General features: G+C 71.4%; 19 protein-coding genes. 9 read left to right on the top strand and 10 right to left on the bottom strand.

What is annotated here, in order from left to right:
- The first annotated feature begins 8 nt into the window (after positions 1-8).
- From KME79_RS04205 to bldD, 3 genes are all read left to right on the top strand, one after another.
- Positions 9-1,430, top strand: coding sequence for an amino acid permease (locus KME79_RS04205; protein ID WP_219543383.1), 1,422 nt, complete (start codon positions 9-11; stop codon positions 1,428-1,430).
- Positions 1,431-2,297: a universal stress protein gene (locus KME79_RS04200; protein ID WP_219543382.1), complete on the top strand. Its 867-nt coding sequence runs from the start codon at positions 1,431-1,433 to the stop codon at positions 2,295-2,297.
- Positions 2,298-2,622: 325 nt separating this feature from the next.
- On the top strand, positions 2,623-3,117 hold the full coding sequence (bldD, locus tag KME79_RS04195) for a transcriptional regulator BldD (protein WP_148032734.1): 495 nt from the start codon (positions 2,623-2,625) through the stop codon (positions 3,115-3,117).
- Between the two features lie 283 nt (positions 3,118-3,400).
- Here bldD and KME79_RS04190 read toward each other — a convergent pair whose 3' ends face one another.
- On the bottom strand, positions 3,401-3,706 hold the full coding sequence (locus KME79_RS04190) for a hypothetical protein (protein WP_219543381.1): 306 nt from the start codon (positions 3,704-3,706) through the stop codon (positions 3,401-3,403).
- A gap of 679 nt (positions 3,707-4,385) precedes the next feature.
- Complete coding sequence (locus KME79_RS04185; protein WP_148032736.1) at positions 4,386-4,832, bottom strand: SAV_6107 family HEPN domain-containing protein; 447 nt, start codon at positions 4,830-4,832, stop codon at positions 4,386-4,388.
- 635 nt (positions 4,833-5,467) lie between these two features.
- Between KME79_RS04185 and KME79_RS04180 the strand changes: the two genes are divergently transcribed.
- The gene (locus KME79_RS04180; RefSeq protein WP_219543380.1) at positions 5,468-5,851 is read left to right on the top strand and encodes an SdpI family protein; all 384 of its coding nucleotides are present in this window, start codon (positions 5,468-5,470) and stop codon (positions 5,849-5,851) included.
- 158 nt (positions 5,852-6,009) lie between these two features.
- Positions 6,010-6,735: a class I SAM-dependent methyltransferase gene (locus KME79_RS04175; protein WP_308248784.1), complete on the top strand. Its 726-nt coding sequence runs from the start codon at positions 6,010-6,012 to the stop codon at positions 6,733-6,735.
- Here KME79_RS04175 and KME79_RS04170 read toward each other — a convergent pair.
- Both KME79_RS04170 and KME79_RS04165 read right to left on the bottom strand, forming a co-directional pair.
- A complete protein-coding gene (locus KME79_RS04170) occupies positions 6,722-6,913 on the bottom strand; it encodes a ferredoxin (RefSeq protein ID WP_148032739.1) in 192 nt (63 codons plus the stop codon). The genes KME79_RS04175 and KME79_RS04170 overlap by 14 nt on opposite strands.
- A gap of 10 nt (positions 6,914-6,923) precedes the next feature.
- A complete protein-coding gene (locus KME79_RS04165) occupies positions 6,924-8,123 on the bottom strand; it encodes a cytochrome P450 (protein ID WP_219543378.1) in 1,200 nt (399 codons plus the stop codon).
- An 85-nt stretch (positions 8,124-8,208) separates the two neighbouring features.
- On the opposite strand from KME79_RS04165, the gene KME79_RS04160 reads away from it, so the two are divergent.
- Complete coding sequence (locus KME79_RS04160; protein WP_219543377.1) at positions 8,209-8,811, top strand: TetR/AcrR family transcriptional regulator; 603 nt, start codon at positions 8,209-8,211, stop codon at positions 8,809-8,811.
- 19 nt (positions 8,812-8,830) lie between these two features.
- On the opposite strand, the gene KME79_RS04155 is transcribed toward KME79_RS04160, so the two are convergent.
- A complete protein-coding gene (locus KME79_RS04155; RefSeq protein ID WP_261808674.1) occupies positions 8,831-9,622 on the bottom strand; it encodes a L,D-transpeptidase family protein in 792 nt (263 codons plus the stop codon).
- A gap of 96 nt (positions 9,623-9,718) precedes the next feature.
- On the opposite strand from KME79_RS04155, the gene KME79_RS04150 reads away from it, so the two are divergent.
- Positions 9,719-10,195 (top strand): YbaK/EbsC family protein, encoded by a 477-nt coding sequence (locus KME79_RS04150; protein ID WP_219543376.1) that lies wholly within the window; start codon positions 9,719-9,721, stop codon positions 10,193-10,195.
- Between the two features lie 29 nt (positions 10,196-10,224).
- Entirely contained in the window at positions 10,225-10,788 is a 564-nt protein-coding gene (locus KME79_RS04145) for a GNAT family N-acetyltransferase (protein WP_308248783.1), read from the top strand.
- Between the two features lie 51 nt (positions 10,789-10,839).
- Here KME79_RS04145 and KME79_RS04140 read toward each other — a convergent pair whose 3' ends face one another.
- Genes KME79_RS04140 through metF form a run of 3 tightly spaced genes read right to left on the bottom strand, consistent with a single transcriptional unit; the run spans position 10,840 to position 13,155 of the window.
- Positions 10,840-11,601 (bottom strand): methyltransferase, encoded by a 762-nt coding sequence (locus KME79_RS04140; protein ID WP_219543375.1) that lies wholly within the window; start codon positions 11,599-11,601, stop codon positions 10,840-10,842.
- On the bottom strand, positions 11,598-12,200 hold the full coding sequence (locus KME79_RS04135; protein ID WP_308248782.1) for a mycothiol-dependent nitroreductase Rv2466c family protein: 603 nt from the start codon (positions 12,198-12,200) through the stop codon (positions 11,598-11,600). The genes KME79_RS04140 and KME79_RS04135 overlap by 4 nt, the downstream gene beginning before the upstream one ends.
- A 31-nt stretch (positions 12,201-12,231) precedes the next feature.
- Complete coding sequence (gene metF / locus KME79_RS04130) at positions 12,232-13,155, bottom strand: methylenetetrahydrofolate reductase [NAD(P)H] (protein WP_219543374.1); 924 nt, start codon at positions 13,153-13,155, stop codon at positions 12,232-12,234.
- 85 nt (positions 13,156-13,240) lie between these two features.
- Here metF and KME79_RS04125 point away from each other — a divergent pair, with 85 nt between their 5' ends.
- Entirely contained in the window at positions 13,241-14,308 is a 1,068-nt protein-coding gene (locus KME79_RS04125; protein WP_219543373.1) for a polyprenyl synthetase family protein, read from the top strand.
- 57 nt (positions 14,309-14,365) lie between these two features.
- Here KME79_RS04125 and thiE read toward each other — a convergent pair whose 3' ends face one another.
- Both thiE and KME79_RS04115 read right to left on the bottom strand, forming a co-directional pair.
- Positions 14,366-15,010: a thiamine phosphate synthase gene (gene thiE / locus KME79_RS04120; protein WP_148032746.1), complete on the bottom strand. Its 645-nt coding sequence runs from the start codon at positions 15,008-15,010 to the stop codon at positions 14,366-14,368.
- Positions 14,988-15,362, bottom strand: coding sequence for an Rv2175c family DNA-binding protein (locus tag KME79_RS04115; RefSeq protein ID WP_148032747.1), 375 nt, complete (start codon positions 15,360-15,362; stop codon positions 14,988-14,990). The genes thiE and KME79_RS04115 overlap by 23 nt, the downstream gene beginning before the upstream one ends.
- Between the last annotated feature and the right edge of the window lie 17 nt (positions 15,363-15,379).

The following is a 15,379-nucleotide window of genomic DNA, read 5'->3' as shown; positions in this document are numbered from 1 at the left end:
AGGCAGCCATGGCGGTCGTGCGACGGCTCTTCAGGACCAAGCCCACCGAGCGGCTCGTCGCCGAGAGCGGCCGCGGCGAGGGCGGCGAGCTGCGCCGCACGATGGGGCTGTGGCAGCTGACGCTGTTCAGCGTCGGCGCCACCCTCGGCACCGGCATCTTCGTCATCTTGGGCGAGGCCGTGCCCAAGGCGGGCCCGTCGGTGGTCCTGGCGTTCGTGCTGGCCGCGATCACCGCGCTGTTCTCCGCGCTCTCGTACGCGGAGCTCGCCGGGACCATCCCGGTGTCCGGGTCGTCCTACTCCTACGCGTACGCGACGCTGGGCGAACTGGTCGCCTGGGTGTGCGGGTGGTGCCTGATGCTGGAGTACGCGGTCTCGGTGGCGGCCGTGGCGGTCGGCTGGGGCGAGTATCTCAACGCGTTCCTGCGGAGCCTGGCCGGCTGGACGCTGCCCGACGCGATCACCCGGTCACCCGGCCAGGACGGCGGCGTGGTCAACCTCACCGCCATCCTCATCGTGGTGCTGGCCACCTGGGTGCTGCTGCGCGGGGCCTCCGAGAGCGCGGCGGCGAACGTGGTGTTCGTGCTGATCAAGATAGCGGTGCTGCTGTTCTTCTGCCTGGTGGCGTTCACCGGCTTCAGCGCGGGGAACTTCGCGCCGTTCGCGCCGATGGGCGTGGCCGGCATCACGGCGGCCGCCTCGCAGGTGTTCTTCTCCTACATCGGCTTCGACGCCGCCTCGACGGCCGGTGAGGAGGCCAGGAACCCCAGGCGCGACCTGCCCCTGGCCATCGTGCTGTCGCTGGTCATCGTGACCGTCGTCTACGTGCTGGTGGCCGTGGCCGCGATCGGCGCGATGCCGTGGACCGACTTCAACCCGGAGGGCACAGAGGCCAGCCTGTCGCTCATCGCCGACCTGGCCACCGGCTCGACCTGGGCGGGCCTGATCATCTCCTTCGGCGCGGTCATCGCCATCGCCAGCGTGGTGCTCACGGTCATGTACGGGCAGACGCGCATCCTGTTCGCCATGTCCCGCGACGGGCTCGTCCCGCGCGTGTTCCAGCGGGTGAGCCCCAGGCGGCAGGTGCCCGCGGCCAACACCCTCATCGTCACCGCCTTCGTCTGCGTGCTGGCCGGGCTTCTGCCGCTCGGCCATCTCGTGGAGGCGACCAGCATCGGCACGCTGTTCGCGTTCGCGATCGTGAACGCGGGCGTGCTGGTGCTCCGCTACCGCAGCCCCGGCCTGCCGCGCGGCTTCCGCACGCCGTTCTTCCCCGTCACCCCGGCGCTGGGGGTGGTGTTCTGCTTCCTGGTGATGGGCGGGCTGGCCGGCGTCACCTGGGTCGCGTTCGGGCTGTGGATGCTGGCCGGGCTGCTCTGCTATTTCCTGTACGGCTACCGCCACTCGCGGCTGAACGCCGAGGTGCCCTAGATGAAGATCGAGAATGTGCTGAGCGGGTTCGTCCCCGAGCCTCGTGGCCGCGACGGCCTGGCGGTGGCCGTACTGCTGGCCCGGCAGGCCGGCGCCCGCCTGGAGGTGGCGTTCGTGAAGGCGCCCGCGTGGAGCACGCCGGGGCCCGCCCGGGCGGAGGCGACCGCGTGGGCGGCGTTCCTCCAGGAGCAGGCCGAGGCCACGCTGGCGCAGGCGGCCGAGCTCGCCGGCGACGAAGCGGGCCTGGTCGCCTACACCCATCGGGGCAGCGGGCGCGGCCTGGTGGAGCTGGCCCGCAAGCGCGGCGCGGACGTGGTGGTGATCGGCTCGGCGCCGCGCGGCCGGCGGGGTCGCATCTCGCTGGGCAGCACCGCCGACCAGCTTCTGCACTCCTCGCCGGTGCCCGTGCTGCTGGCTCCGCGCGGGTACGCCGAGGACCCGCCCGCCGAGCTGACCCGGCTGACCCTCGCCTACCGGCGCGGCCGCTGCGCCGACGCGGCGGTCAAGGGGGCGGCCGGGATCGCGGCCGCGCTGGACCTGCCGCTGCGGCTGGTCACCCTGGTCGAGGCGGCTCACCGCCGGCACCCGCTGGGCGAGGAGATGCTGACGGGGATGCGCGACCAGGCCATGGCCGACCTGACCGCCGCCGCCCGCGGGCAGCGGCTGCGCACCCGCGTGGACGTGGAGGTCTTGGAGGGCCGGAGCGTCGCCGCGGCCATGCGGGCGGGCACCTGGGAGCGGGGCGAGCTGATCATCTGCGCCTCCAGCGGCACCGGGCCGCTCAGGCGGGTGTTCCTGGGCGACACCAGCATCAAGATCGTACGGGCGGCGACCTGTCCCGTCCTGGTTCTGACACGCCAGGCCTGACTTCTTCGCCCCCGGTGCCGAAACCGCTGTGGTTACTCGGCAAACTATGACGAAGTACAGTTACTACGGGGACAGAAGGGGCTAATGAGGCGTTCCATGCTGGACCGGATTCGGCATCTTTTTTCCAATCAGCTTGACCTTAGGCGTCGACCCCTTTACCGTCACTGTGCGTAACCAGCACCTGCGCGGCGTCCTGGGGTGGACCCAGGGCCATCGCTACCGATTGGTGCCCGAGCGGCATCGGACCCCCGGTGGCAACGGCATTCGCCGCAAGGGAGCACAATCTACTGAGAGCTATAGATACGAGGAGCCGGGGGGCCACAGGATGCCGTCTGAGTACGCAAAGTCGCTTGGTGCACGACTCCGCGCGATCCGCACCCAGCAGGGCCTGTCCCTGCATGGAGTCGAGGAGAAGTCGCGTGGCAGGTGGAAGGCCGTGGTCGTGGGCTCGTACGAGCGCGGCGACCGTGCGGTCACGGTGCAGAAGCTTGCCGAGCTTGCCGACTTCTACGGGGTGCCCGTCTCCGAGCTGCTGCCCGGCGGTGCCGCGCCGAGCCCGCTCGGGCCGACGCCCAAGCTTGTGATCGACCTGGAGAGGCTGGCCACGCTGCCCAAGGAGAAGGCGGGGGCGCTGGCCCGCTACGCCGCCACGATCCAGAGCCAGCGGGGCGACTACAACGGCAAGGTGCTGTCGATCCGCCAGGAGGATCTGCGTTCCCTGGCCGTGATCTATGACAAGTCGCCGAGTGAGCTCACCGAGGAGCTGATCAGCTGGGGCGTCCTCGACGCCGAGGCCCGCCGGGCGGTCGAGACGTTCTGACCCGGCTCCCACAGCCGCGGCAAGGGGCGCGCCCATCCGGGCGTGCCCCTTGCTTGTTTTCTGACAAAGCCCCGCACAACAGACATTTCGCCGGGCCCAAAAGCGGTCCGCCGCCATTCCCTCAGCGGGGTTCTCGATAATCCAACAAACCTCGTGTTTAGTCCCCGGGGCCCTTCACTCGCCTGTCAACCTCGCGCTCCCGTGCGGGGCGCGGGAAACGCGGCCCTCCGGCGGCCACGGCGCCGGGCCATCGCCACCCGGGCGCGAGACGGGAGAAGTGCCGCTACTCACGGCAGGAGCCCGCCTGCAGCGACATCTTGGCCGCCTCTCCCCACACCGGGCTCATCCTCATGGCGCGGTACAGCACCGACCCGAAGTAGCGGGTGTTGTACCGGTAGCCGGACTCCAACCGGCCCTTCACGGCCCAGCGGACCTTGTTCCTGCCCAGGTCCACGAACCAATGACCAGCAGTGATCTTGTACGTGCACACGACGGGCTCCGCCGCCGGCGCGGCGCCCGGGAACACCGCTCCGGCCACCAGGACGGTGGCCGCCACAGCGGTGGCGAACCCGGCTCTGCGCTTTCCCATACTGTCTCCCTGCTCATGACCGCCGACGCTTCCGGCGATGCGGCTCCCCTTTCGAAGCCGACACGGTAACCAGGGCCGCCTTCGTCACAGCTTCGCCGCGACATCGGCTCGACGACACCGACGCAGAGCAGGATGAGGCACCACATGCCTATGACCTCGGCGAGCGCCTGGCAGGAGCCGCCCATCTGGGGTGTCTTCATCGGGCTTGCCCGTCCCGGGCTCAAGCGTCGACCCACGAGCGTCGCGACGCGGGGACGCCTCACGGGCGTCGGCTCACGGGCGTCGGCAGGCGCTACCCCCTCAACACGCGCGCTACGACCGCCCTCGTCCGCCCCTACGGGATGCGCCGGGTCGTCCGGACGGCGGAGGAGGCGGGTTTCGCCGCCATCGGGTGTATCGAGCAGCTCGCGTGCGCAGCGCAGGGCACCGGGGCGTTCCAGCTCAACGGGCGTCTGCGGGACGCAGACTGCGGGCGTCTGCAGGACGCGGGACTGCGGGCTCGGGACCCACAGCAGGCCGGCTGCGGCTCGGCAAGGCGAGCAACGTGCCGGAAAGAGCGGCGGACATCCCACCGGCGCGGTGACCGCCGGAACGGCCGGCGCCTGGCCCCGTTACGTCTCCTTCTGCGAGGGCGTGGACGGCAGGGAGACCGGGGCGCTCGTAGGGGGTGGGTGGGATGTCAACCCGCCAGGGGCACGTCCACGGGGAGCTGGGGCTGGGCAGGGACGCCCAGGATGTCCTCGACCGTGCAGACGAAGGTCTCGGCCTCCGCCAGGAGCTCGTCGGCGTCCGCGGCGCTGACGCCGCGCACCAGGCCGGCCTCGGCGGCGGCCCGCTTGGCCGCGCTGGCCGCGAAGTAGGCCGCCCATTCGGCGAGCGACGGCTCGGTCTCGGGCAGCAGCTCCCATGCGCTCCGCAGGCGGCGCCTGCGACCCTGGGTGGGCTGCGGGCGGGCGGCCAGGATCGCCGCGGCGGCGCGCAGGGCGGCCAGGTGGGCCGACACGTAGCGCGATGCCGGGGAGCGAGCCGTCGCCGCCTCCGCCAGGCAGGAACGTGAATCCGTCAGGTGAGCCCGAACCGCAGGCGATAGCCGGGGCCCGGGCGTTTCTCTGGGCCGTGGTGCCATGTCGTTCGCCTCCTAGAGTCGTGGCGACTCCCGGCGTGTCCGCCGTTGAGGTCAACGATCGCAGACCCCACCGACATTTCCGCCGGGCCGGCCGGACGAGGAGCTTCCCCTCTCCCCGTCCGGCCAGGACGCGCCCACTCGTCTCCGCCGACGACGAGGACGCGCCCTTCGCCCTCGGAGCCTGACCGCGGGTCCGCGCTGGGGGAGCGCATGGCCCGCGACCAGGTCCTTCCGACGTGAGCCGCGAGCCTCACGTCACATGGTCGAACATAATTTCGATCACGCGCGGTGTCAACTGCTTCCACGAACACAGGTTCGATGACCATGACGGTGTCACCGGCGGGCTGCAACGCCGCTCACCTCACCTGTCGATGCCCCGGAACCACCGCACCTCCGGCGCATCCGAGGTTTCCGACCCGCCGCCGCTCCTGGCCGCGGACGGCATGCCACAGGGCGTTCTCAACGGAAACTTCAAGACCTGCACTACGGAGACGGCGGGATGTTCGGGCAGGTGTACGAGGTGGACGGGGTCGTGCTTTCGGAGCGGGAGGAGTCGGCTCAGCGCCGTTTCGCAAGTGAAGAGAGCCCGCTCCGGCGGCGTTCCCGAGATCGCGGGTCATGGTTACGATGGCGGGATGGGGCCCATCCTGATCAACGCCATCCTCACCGCTCCCGCCCTGGCGCTCCTCCTCATCCCGTTCCATGACGAATCCGGTGCCGTCGACAGCCGCAACGGCCTGGCCGGGTTGCGCACTCGGGAGACGCTCGCCTCGCGCGAGGCATGGGACGCGGCGCACACCTGGGCCAAGGTCCCGATGCGCATGCTGGCCGCGGCCATGGCGGGGGTGCTGGTGGTGTCAGCCGCCGCCGAGCTGGCGCTCGGGCTGCCGGAGGGTGTCCAGGTGGCCACGATCCTGGCGCAGGCCGGGCTGCTCATAGGCGGACTGGGCCTGATCGGCTGGCGCGCTCACCGCGTGGCCGCACGCGTGAACCGCGAACTCGCAGGCCGGCCCGCATGATCGGCCGAGCCGGCGCAGCCCCGGCACTCCTCCCACAACGACTCCCCGGCCCCTCAGAACACCGCCTCGGCCAGGCGCAAGGCGGTCGCGGACGACGGAAGACCGTCGAGGCCGGAACGCGGGAGGGCGGTGGGTCGTTCGGGTGGGTGGCGCGGCCCGTGGCGTTGGTCGCCGGGGCGGCCGCCGCCGTCGGGTTCGCGTGGGAGGCGCAACTGCCGCTGGGCGAAGACGTCCTGCACGTGGGCGGCCCGGTCGTCCTGCGGGGGCTGCGGCAGAAGCTGGCGCGGCTGGTGTACGACGGCCGGTACGGGGTGAACACGGCAGATTTCGCCGACCTGAGCGAGTTCGGCCTCGATCACCCGGAACGGGTCTACTACTCCCCCGCCCACTGGGGCACGCTGCGCCGGGCGCTGCCCGTGAGCGACGTGAGCGAGCACGACGTGTTCCTCGATCTCGGCGCGGGCAAGGGCCGGATGGCGCTGGAGGCCGCCAGCCGCTACCCGTTCGGGCGGGTGATCGGGGTGGAGCTGTCGCCCGAGCTGACGGAGATCGCGCGGTCCAACCTGGCCGGCACGCGGCTGCGGCTGCGTGCCGGCGGTGTCGAGTTCGTGCACTCGGACGTGCTGGAGTACGACATCCCGGACGACGTCAGCGTGGTGTTCCTGAACAACCCGTTCCGCGGGCGGATCTTCGCCGCCGCCGTGGACCGGCTGATCGCCTCCGCCGACCGCAGCCCGCGCCCCGTCACCGTCGTCTACTTCAACCCCGTCGAGGATGCCTGCCTGCTCGGCACGGGCCGTTTCCGCCACGTGCGGACGGTGCGGCGCGGGACGGGCGACGGCGTGTTCGGCACGACCCGCGTCTACGCTCTCAGACAGCCTTGAGCGCGCCCGAAGGACACAGCGTCACGGCTCGCCGAGCCCCCTCCTCCAGCTCGGCGGGCGGCACGGGCTGCAGGAGCACGACCGTCCCGTCCTCCTCGCTCTGATCGAAAACCTCTGGCACGGTGAGCGCGCACATGCCCGCACCGATGCACACGTTCGTGTCGGCTTCTATCTTCATGAATCCCTGCTTACCAGGTGACGGGCAGCCGGTGCACGCCGTAGATGGCCATGTCCGCCCTGAGCGGCACCTCGTCGGCCGGCACCGCGAGCCGCAGGCCGGGGAAGCGGCGCAGCAGGGCCGCGAACCCGATCCGCATCTCCGCGCGGGCGAGCTGCTGGCCGAGGCACTGGTGGATGCCGTGGCCGAAGCCGAGGTGGCCGGTCGCGGGCCGGGTGACGTCGAGCCGGTCGCCGCCGGGGAACCGGGACGGGTCGCGGTTGATCACCGGCAGATGGAGGGTGACCGACTCGCCTTTCCTGATGAGGTGGCCGTCGATCTCGACGTCTTCCAGGGCGGTCCTGACCGGGCCGACGTGGATGATCGTGAGGTGGCGCATCAGTTCCTCGACCGCGTTGCCGATCAGCGACGGGTCGTCGCGCAGCGCGGTGAGCTGGGCGGGGTCGGCGAGCAGCGCGTAGGTGCCGAGACCGAGCATGTTGGCGGTGGTCTCGTGCCCGGCGACCAGGAGCAGGAACGCGACGCCGGTGAGCTCGTCGTCGGTCAGCTCGCCGCCTTCGATGAGGCCGCTGAGCAGGTCCTCCCCCGGGTGCTCGCGTTTGCGCGAGACGAGCCCGTACAGATAGGTGAAGACGCGGCCGATGGCCGCGAGGGCGTCGGAGGCCCGCGCGTCCAGGCTCACCAGGATCTTGGTGTCCTCCTGGAAGGCCGCCCGCTCCTCGTACGGGACGCCGAGCAGTTCGCAGATGACCAGTGAGGGGATGGGCAGCGCGAAGGCGTCGACGAGGTCGACCGGCCCGCCCGAGGCTTCCATCTCGTCAAGCCGGGCCTCGGTGATCTCCTCGATCCTGGCTTCGAGCTGCTTCATCCTGCGTACGGTGAACTGCCCGGTGAGCAGTTTGCGGTAGCGGGTGTGCTCGGGCGCGTCGGTGCGCAGGAAGAACCCGGGCGGGACCTCGAACTCCTGCGAGCGGATCTCCTCGGCGAGGTCGGCGCGCGCCGCGAGGGGCGGGTGCGCCAGCTCGGGCCGGTTGCTGAAGCGCTGGTCGGCCAGCACCGCGCGGGCGGCCGCGTAGCCGGTCACGAGCCAGCCCTCGTGGCCGTCGGCGTACCTCATCCGGTGCACGTCGCCGCGCTCGCGCAGCCTCGCGTACGTCTCGGGCGGATCGAACGGGCGTTCCCGCCGCGTGGTCAGGGTCAGGTCGGTCATGGCTGCCTCCTTCTCCAGGACGCCACCAAGAAAACCTCATTGAATGCAATTTTGCAATGTGTGCAGCAGAGGTATCCTTTCGTGCATGACGGGGCTACGGGAGCGCAAGAAGCAGCGCACGCGCCGGGCGCTGGTGACCGCCGCGCTCCGGTCGTTCCAGGAGAAGGGGTTCGAGGAGACGACGATCGCTGAGATCGCCGCCGGGGCCGAGGTGTCGGCGCGCACCTTCTTCAGCTACTTCGCCAGCAAGGAAGACGTGATCTTCTATGACGGCCCGGAGCGGATGCGCTACGTCCTCGGCCTGGTGGCCGGGCGCCGGCCCGGCGAGCCGGTGGCCGAGCTGCTGGTGCGGGTGATCCGGGCGAGCCTGGAATGGGCCGTCGACCCCGGCAACTTCGACCTGGCGGAGGCCGCGGCCCGCATGGAGCTCATGCTGACCGTGCCCTCGCTGCAGGCACGCGCCCTGCATGTGCTGTTCGAGCAGCAGCTCCAGCTCGCCGAGGCGGTGGAGCGGGCCTACGAGGGCGAGCTCGGCGCGCTGGAGGCGGCCGCCATGGTGGGTTCGCTGGTCGGCGCGGTCAAGCTGACCGCCGTGATGAGCCTGACCAGGGGCGACTCGCAGGAACAGGTGTGGGAGGCCATCACGGCCGCTGCGGAGATCTCGATGCGCGGGCTGTCGAACGTTTGAGCCGACGGGCCCGGCGCGGTCACCGCCTGAACTTCCCCCGCACGTGGACCGGGACCCCGGTGCCCAGCAGGCCGGGCAGCTCCTCCGCCACGTTCATCGGCAGCCGCACGCAGCCGTGGGAGGCGGGATACAGCGGCACCGAGAGCGCGCCGTGGAAGGCGATGCCGCCGTTGAAGAAGATCGGGTTGTAGAGCTCGCCGAGGTAGGACTTGTGCCAGCCGTCGCGCCGCCAGGTGGTCTTGTACGTGCCCGTGGGCGTGGTGGCCGAGCCGCAGAAGCGCTGCTCTTTGCCCTGCCACACGGTGGTCTCGCAGTAGGGCACGCCGCTGCCGGACGACATGTGGCTGATCAGCTTCAGCTCGCCGCCGACGTACAGGGTCATGATCTGCGTGCTCAGGTTGACCTCGGCGCGGGTCCGCTTGCCGTTCCGGGCCAGGACCTTGGGGGTCCTGGGCTGCTCCAGCGCCCGCCAGGTGGCCTTGCCGATGGTGCTGGTCGGCTTGATGCCGTTGACCTTCTGGAACGCCCACACGGCGCCGAGCGTGGTGCCGCCGTAGCGCCCGTCGGCCTTGCCCGGCCGGTAGCCGAGCTCGCGCAGCCGCTTCTGCAGCCAGACGACCGCCTTGCCCTTGGCGCCCAGCTTCAGCTTCTTGTCCGGCGCGGTCACGGCCGGGGGAGGCTCGGCGAGCCGGCCCGCGGCGGCGGTGATCGAGTGGGACGCCGTCTCGGCGGGTGCCACTCCGCAACCGGCGAGCGCGACCGCCCCGGCGGTGAGGAGGGCGAGCACTCCCGGAAGCCGTCGAGCCCTCACCGGTATCACCTCTCAAGCAGGTAACAAGCGAATCAAAAGACCCTACACCACCGCTCAACGGGGTAATGCGGGAGTCAATCTGTTTAGAGTGTCCGCATGCCCGAGAAGTTGCCCGCCAACGCGGTAAGAGTGGAAAACGTTCTCCGGAGCCTGGGCGCGACCGGCGAGATCGTGGTGCTGCCCGAGAAGGCGCCCACCGCGGCCACGGCCGCCGCGCAGCTCGGTTGCGAGGTCGGCGCCATCGCCAACAGCCTGATCTTCGACGCGGACGGGGCGCCGCTGCTGGTGCTGACCAGCGGCGCGCACCGGGTCGACGTGGAACTCGTCGCCCGCACGGCGGGGGTCTCGAAGGTACGGCGGGCGACGCCGGAGTTCGTCAGAGAGGCGACCGGGCAGCCGATCGGCGGAGTCGCCCCGGTGGGGCATCCGGCGCCGGTGCGCACACTGGTCGACACCTGGCTGGAGAAGCACGAGGTGGTGTGGGCCGCCGGCGGCCATCCGCATACCGTCTTCCCGACCACGTTCGACGAGCTCCTGCGAATCACCGGCGGCACGCCCGTGGATGTGGAATGACCGTGGGCGGCAGGGAATAGGGTGCGACGGTGATCGAGTTTCGCGGCGCGGGACCCGCCGAGTTCACCGAACGGCTGGACACGGTGATCGACATCTACACCGCCGCCATGCGCACGCCGGAGGAACAGATCGCCGGTCGTACCGCCATCATGCGCAATCACGGGACATATCCATTTTTCCAGTGCTATTTCGCCGAATGGCGTGACGCTCCGGAGGGGCCGAAGATCGTCGGCTTCGCGTACGGCTTCCGCGGCGCGCCCGGCCAGTGGTGGCACGACGTCGTCCACCGCGCGCTGGCCGACCGGGCCGGCGTCGACGCGGCCGACGCGTGGCTGGGCCACGCGTTCGAGCTGGCCGAGATCCACGTGCATCCCGACTTCCAGCGCAAGGGCATCGGCCGCGCCATGATCACCACCCTGTGCGCGGGCCGGGCGGAACGCACGGCCGTGCTCTCCACCCACGACCGGCCGACGATCGCCCGCCACCTCTACGCGTCCATGGGGTTCATGGACCTGCTGTCCCGGTTCGTCTTCCCCGGAGGGTTCGAGGAGTACGCGATCGTCGGCAGGCGACTCCCTCTGACCGGGTCATGACCTGAGGTTTTGCGGGTCATTACGGAGGGCATGACCTTTACGGAAAGTTACTCACCCGCTACCTTCCGCACACCCATCCCCGACGCCACCCGCTCGGTCCCCCTGCGGGCGGGTGGCGTCCCGAGTCAGCCGGAAGGTCACGTACTCCACCCGCCAGCCGTCCCTGACGAGCTCCTCCCGGCTCACCTCCGTGGCGGCGAACCCCGCCTCGCCGACCAGCCGCCGCACGTACGGCAGGTCTCCGGTGGTGCCGAAGAACAGCAGCACCCGCCCGCCCGGCCGCAGATATCCCCGCACGTCACGGAAGAACCTCGTCAGCGCGGCGTAGCCCGCGTCGGTCGTGGCCCTCTCCAGCAGGTCGCGGGGCGCGAACCAGCGGAACGGCGGGTCGAAGACGATCAGGTCGAAGTCGCCCTCGACGGCAGCGAACACGTCGCTCTCCAGCACCGTGACCCGGTCCGCCACGCCGTTGCGCGCGGCGTTGCCCCGGGCCGCCTCGACGGCGTGCGGGTTGACGTCCACCGCGACCACGTCGCGAGACCGCGAGGCGGCCAGGATGGCGTTGACCCCGCAGCCGGTGCCCATGTCGAGCACCCGGTCGCCGTCGCGCGCCTCGGCGAGGACCGCCTCGCCGAGCGGGTGCGACATGCCGGCGATCGGCTGGACCTGCGGGGGCACGTGCAGGGTCAGGCCGAGATGGTGGAAGGTCCGGCCGTCGTCGCCGGCCTCCGCCCTGGCGGCCGCGTAGGCCCGCTCGTGCCAGCGGCGGATGCGCTCGACGTGCTCCGGCGGGAGCGTCGGCTCGTAGGTCATGAGGTGGCGGGCTCCTCGTGGGGCAGGCCCTTCAGCTCGTGGAAGTGCGGGGTGCCGGCGACCAGGAGCGTGCCGTCCCACAGCCGCCCCGCCTGCTCGCCCTCCGGCACCCGCGAGATGACCGGGCCGAAGAACACCACCCGGTCCTGGCCCGCCCCGCTGACCGCGACCACGGGGGTGCCGGCCTCGCCGCCGATGAGCGCCATGCCCTCGGCGTGGGAGGCCCGTACCAGATGGTCGTGCTCGCCGGTGAGCCCGGCCTCGGCCAGGTCGGCGGGCAGGCCCGCGGAGGTCAGCGCCGTGCGCAGGTCGCCGATCCAGTCCTGGTCGGCGCCGCCGGTGGTCCACAGCGCGGTGTAGAAGCGGCCGAGCGCCTCCTGGCCGTAGCGGTCGGCCACCACGGCCGCGATCCGCGCCGGCACCCACAGGTAGCCCTCCGGGTCACCTTCGGGATCGTCGTCGCGGCCCTCGTTGAGCACGGCGAGGCTGAGCACGTGCCAGCGCACCTCGACCGGGCGGACCCCGGTCACCTCCAGGAGCCACCGCGAGGTCAGCCAGGTGTACGGGCAGGACGGGTCGAACCAGAAGTCGGCGATCACGCTCCCAGTCAACACCCGTCGCGCCCGCGCGTCAGACGGTCAGGGCCGGTGCGTGCCGCAGCCGCTGGAACACCTCCCGCGAGGCGCTCGACCGGTTGAAGGTGATGAAGTGGATGCCGGGCGCGCCCTCGTCGAGCAGCCGCTGGCACAGCTCGGCGCCGTGCTCGATGCCGAGCGCGCGCACCGCCGCCGGGTCGTCGGCGACCTTCTCGAACCGGGCGGCCACCTCCGGCGGGAACGGCGCGCCCGACAACTGCTCGGACCGGGCGATCGTGCTCATCTGCGTGACGGGCATGACGCACGGGATGATCGGGGTGTCGCAGCCGCGGGCCGCGACCCGGTCGCGCAGCCGCAGGTAGTCGTCGGCGCGGAAGAACATCTGCGTGATCGCGTAGTCGGCGCCGGCCTGGCACTTGCGCACGAAGTACTCGGTGTCGGACTCGATCGACGGAGAGCGCGGGTGCTTGTAGGGGAACGCGGCCACGCCCACGCAGAAGTCGCCCGACTGGCGGATCAGCCTGACCAGGTCTTCCGCGTACAGGACGCCGTCGGGGTGGGGGATCCACTCGCCGGTGGGGTCGCCGGGCGGGTCGCCGCGCACGGCGAGGATGTTGCGCACGCCCGCGTCGGCGAATCGGCCGATCAGGTGGCGCAGCTCGCGCGTCGAGTGGTTGACCGCGGTGAAGTGGGCGACCGGGGTCAGCGTCGTGCCGTGCGCCAGCCGCTCGACGATGTCGACCGTGCGGTCGCGGCTGGAGCCGCCGGCGCCGTAGGTCACCGAGACGAACGTCGGCCGCAGCGACTCCAGCTCCCTGATCGCCTTCCACAGCTGCCGCTGGCCCTCGTCGGTCTTCGGCGGCATGAACTCGAAGGAGAACGACCGGCCACCGGAGGCGAGCAACTCGCGGACGGTGGGGACACGGCCGGGCAGGATGGAGGGTTGACCAAGCGCCATGGCCCAAGCGTACCCGCAGGCCCACTCGTGACCCGCCCCAACCTGGTCGCTGGCCTTTCCCTGCTGGGCCACTAGTCTTCAGAGCATGACCATTGACGCCGCGAGCATGGACGACCTGCGATCCCAGGTGGACCTCCGCCTCAGGGAGTTCGTCGAACGGCGCCTCCCTTCCGACGGCGAGCCCGACTTCCGGCCGCTCCGCGACGCGGCGGAGGACCTGCTGGCCGGGGGCAAGCGCCTGCGCCCCGCCTTCTGCTACTGGGGCTGGCGGGCCGCGGGCGGCGGCGACGAGCCCGGCGTCTTCTCCGCCGCCGCCTCGCTGGAGCTGCTGCAGGCGAGCGCGCTGGTGCACGACGACGTGATGGACAAGAGCGACCTGCGCCGCGGGATGCCGGCCGCGCACCGCCGCTTCCAGGCGCTGCACGAGAAGTCGGCCTGGCACGGGTCGGCCGAGCAGTTCGGCGAGGGCGCGGCGATCCTGCTGGGCAACCTGCTGCTGATCTGGTCGGGCGAGATGTGGCGCACCAGCGGGCTCCCCGCGCGGGCGCTGGCGGCGGCCCAGCCGGTGCACGACCACATGCGCACCGAGCTGATGTGCGGCCAGTATCTCGACCTGCTGGAGCAGGCGAACGGCGAGAACACCTTCGACTCGGCCCTGCGGGTCGCCCTCTACAAGAGCGGCAAGTACTCCGTCGAGCAGCCGCTCAGGCTCGGCCTGGTGCTGGCGGCCGGCGGGCGGGTGCCGTGGGTGGACGAGCTCTGCACCACGTACGGCACCCGCGTGGGCATCGCCTTCCAGCTGCGTGACGACATCCTCGGCGTGTTCGGCGACCCGGCGACGACCGGCAAGCCCGCCGGCGACGACCTGCGCGAGGGCAAGCGGACGATGCTCGTGGCGCGCACGCTCGCGGCCGCCTCCCCGGCCGGCGCGGCGACCGTGCGGCGCCTGCTCGGCGACCCCGGGCTCGACGGCGACGGCGTCGCCGCCCTCCGCGACATCATCGAGGGTACGGGCGCGCTGCGGGAGTGCGAAGACATGATCGCCGACTACCTCGGTGAGGCCCTGGCCTCGCTGGAGCAGGCGCCGATCATCGCCGAGGCCCGCACAGCCCTGTCCGAACTGGCCGTGGCCGCCACCGCGCGCAAAACCTGAGCCTCCCGGCCCAGGCCGAACACGCCAGCCATGACCCGGCGAGAGCGCCGGCCGGGGTCAGCCGGGGCCGTCGGTCAGGCGCTTGGCGAACTCGGCCGCTGCCGCGCCCGGGTCCTCGGCGTCGGTGATCGCGCGCACCACGACGACCCGCCTGACCCCGTACGACATGACCTCGTCCAGGTTGGCCAGGTCGATGCCGCCGATGCCGAACCACGGCCGATCCGCGCCGAGCGACGCCGCGTGCCGGAGCAGCGGCGGGCCGGGCGCGTGACGGCCGGGCTTGGTCGGCGTGGGCCAGATGGGGCCGCAGCAGTAGTAGTCGACGCCCTCCTCCACCGCCGCGGCGGAAGCCTCGGCGACGGAGTGGGTGGACCTGCCGATGACGATGTCGTCGCCAAGCATCTCTCGCGCGACCGTCACCGGAAGGTCGTCCTGCCCCAGGTGGAGCACGTCGGGCCGGGCGGCGTAGGCGATGTCGGCCCGGTCGTTGACCGCCAGCAGCTTGCCGTGGCGGTCGCAGGCGTCGCGGAACACCTCAAGGAGCTCCAGCTCCTCGCGGGCCTCCAGCCCCTTCTCGCGGAGCTGGACGATGTCCACGCCGCCGGCGAGCACCACGTCGAGGAACTCGGCGAGGTCACCGCGCTCGCGCCGTCCGTCGGTGCAGAGGTAGAGGCGGGCGTCAGAAAGCGAGGGCCTGGGCACGTCGCTTGACCTCGGTGTGGCGGCCCGCCCTGATCGCCTCGACGGGCGAGCCTGGCAGTGAGTCGTCGGGGGTGAAGAGCCAGCGCAGCGACTCGACGTCGTCGTAGCCCGCGTCTTGCAGGACGGTGAGTGTGCCAGGCAAACCCTTCATGACATCTCGGCCGTCGAGGAACACCGCGGGCACCTGTGGCCCGCCGCTGCCCCGGCGCACGCCGAGGAGCTTGTGGTCCTTGAGGAGCTGCTTGGCGCGACCCATGGTGAGACCCATGCGGTCGGCCACTTCGGGGAGAGTGAGCCACTCGTCGACGAGGGCATCGGTCTCCCGGTCGATCTGTGCAACAGAAAGCGTCACGAAACCACAACTACCAC

It is taken from the genome of Nonomuraea harbinensis (genome assembly GCF_019396385.1).
In the GTDB taxonomy this organism is placed as follows: domain Bacteria; phylum Actinomycetota; class Actinomycetes; order Streptosporangiales; family Streptosporangiaceae; genus Nonomuraea; species Nonomuraea ferruginea.
The sequence above is the reverse complement of the archived record's forward strand: the minus strand, read 5'-3'. Positions and strand labels throughout refer to the sequence as shown.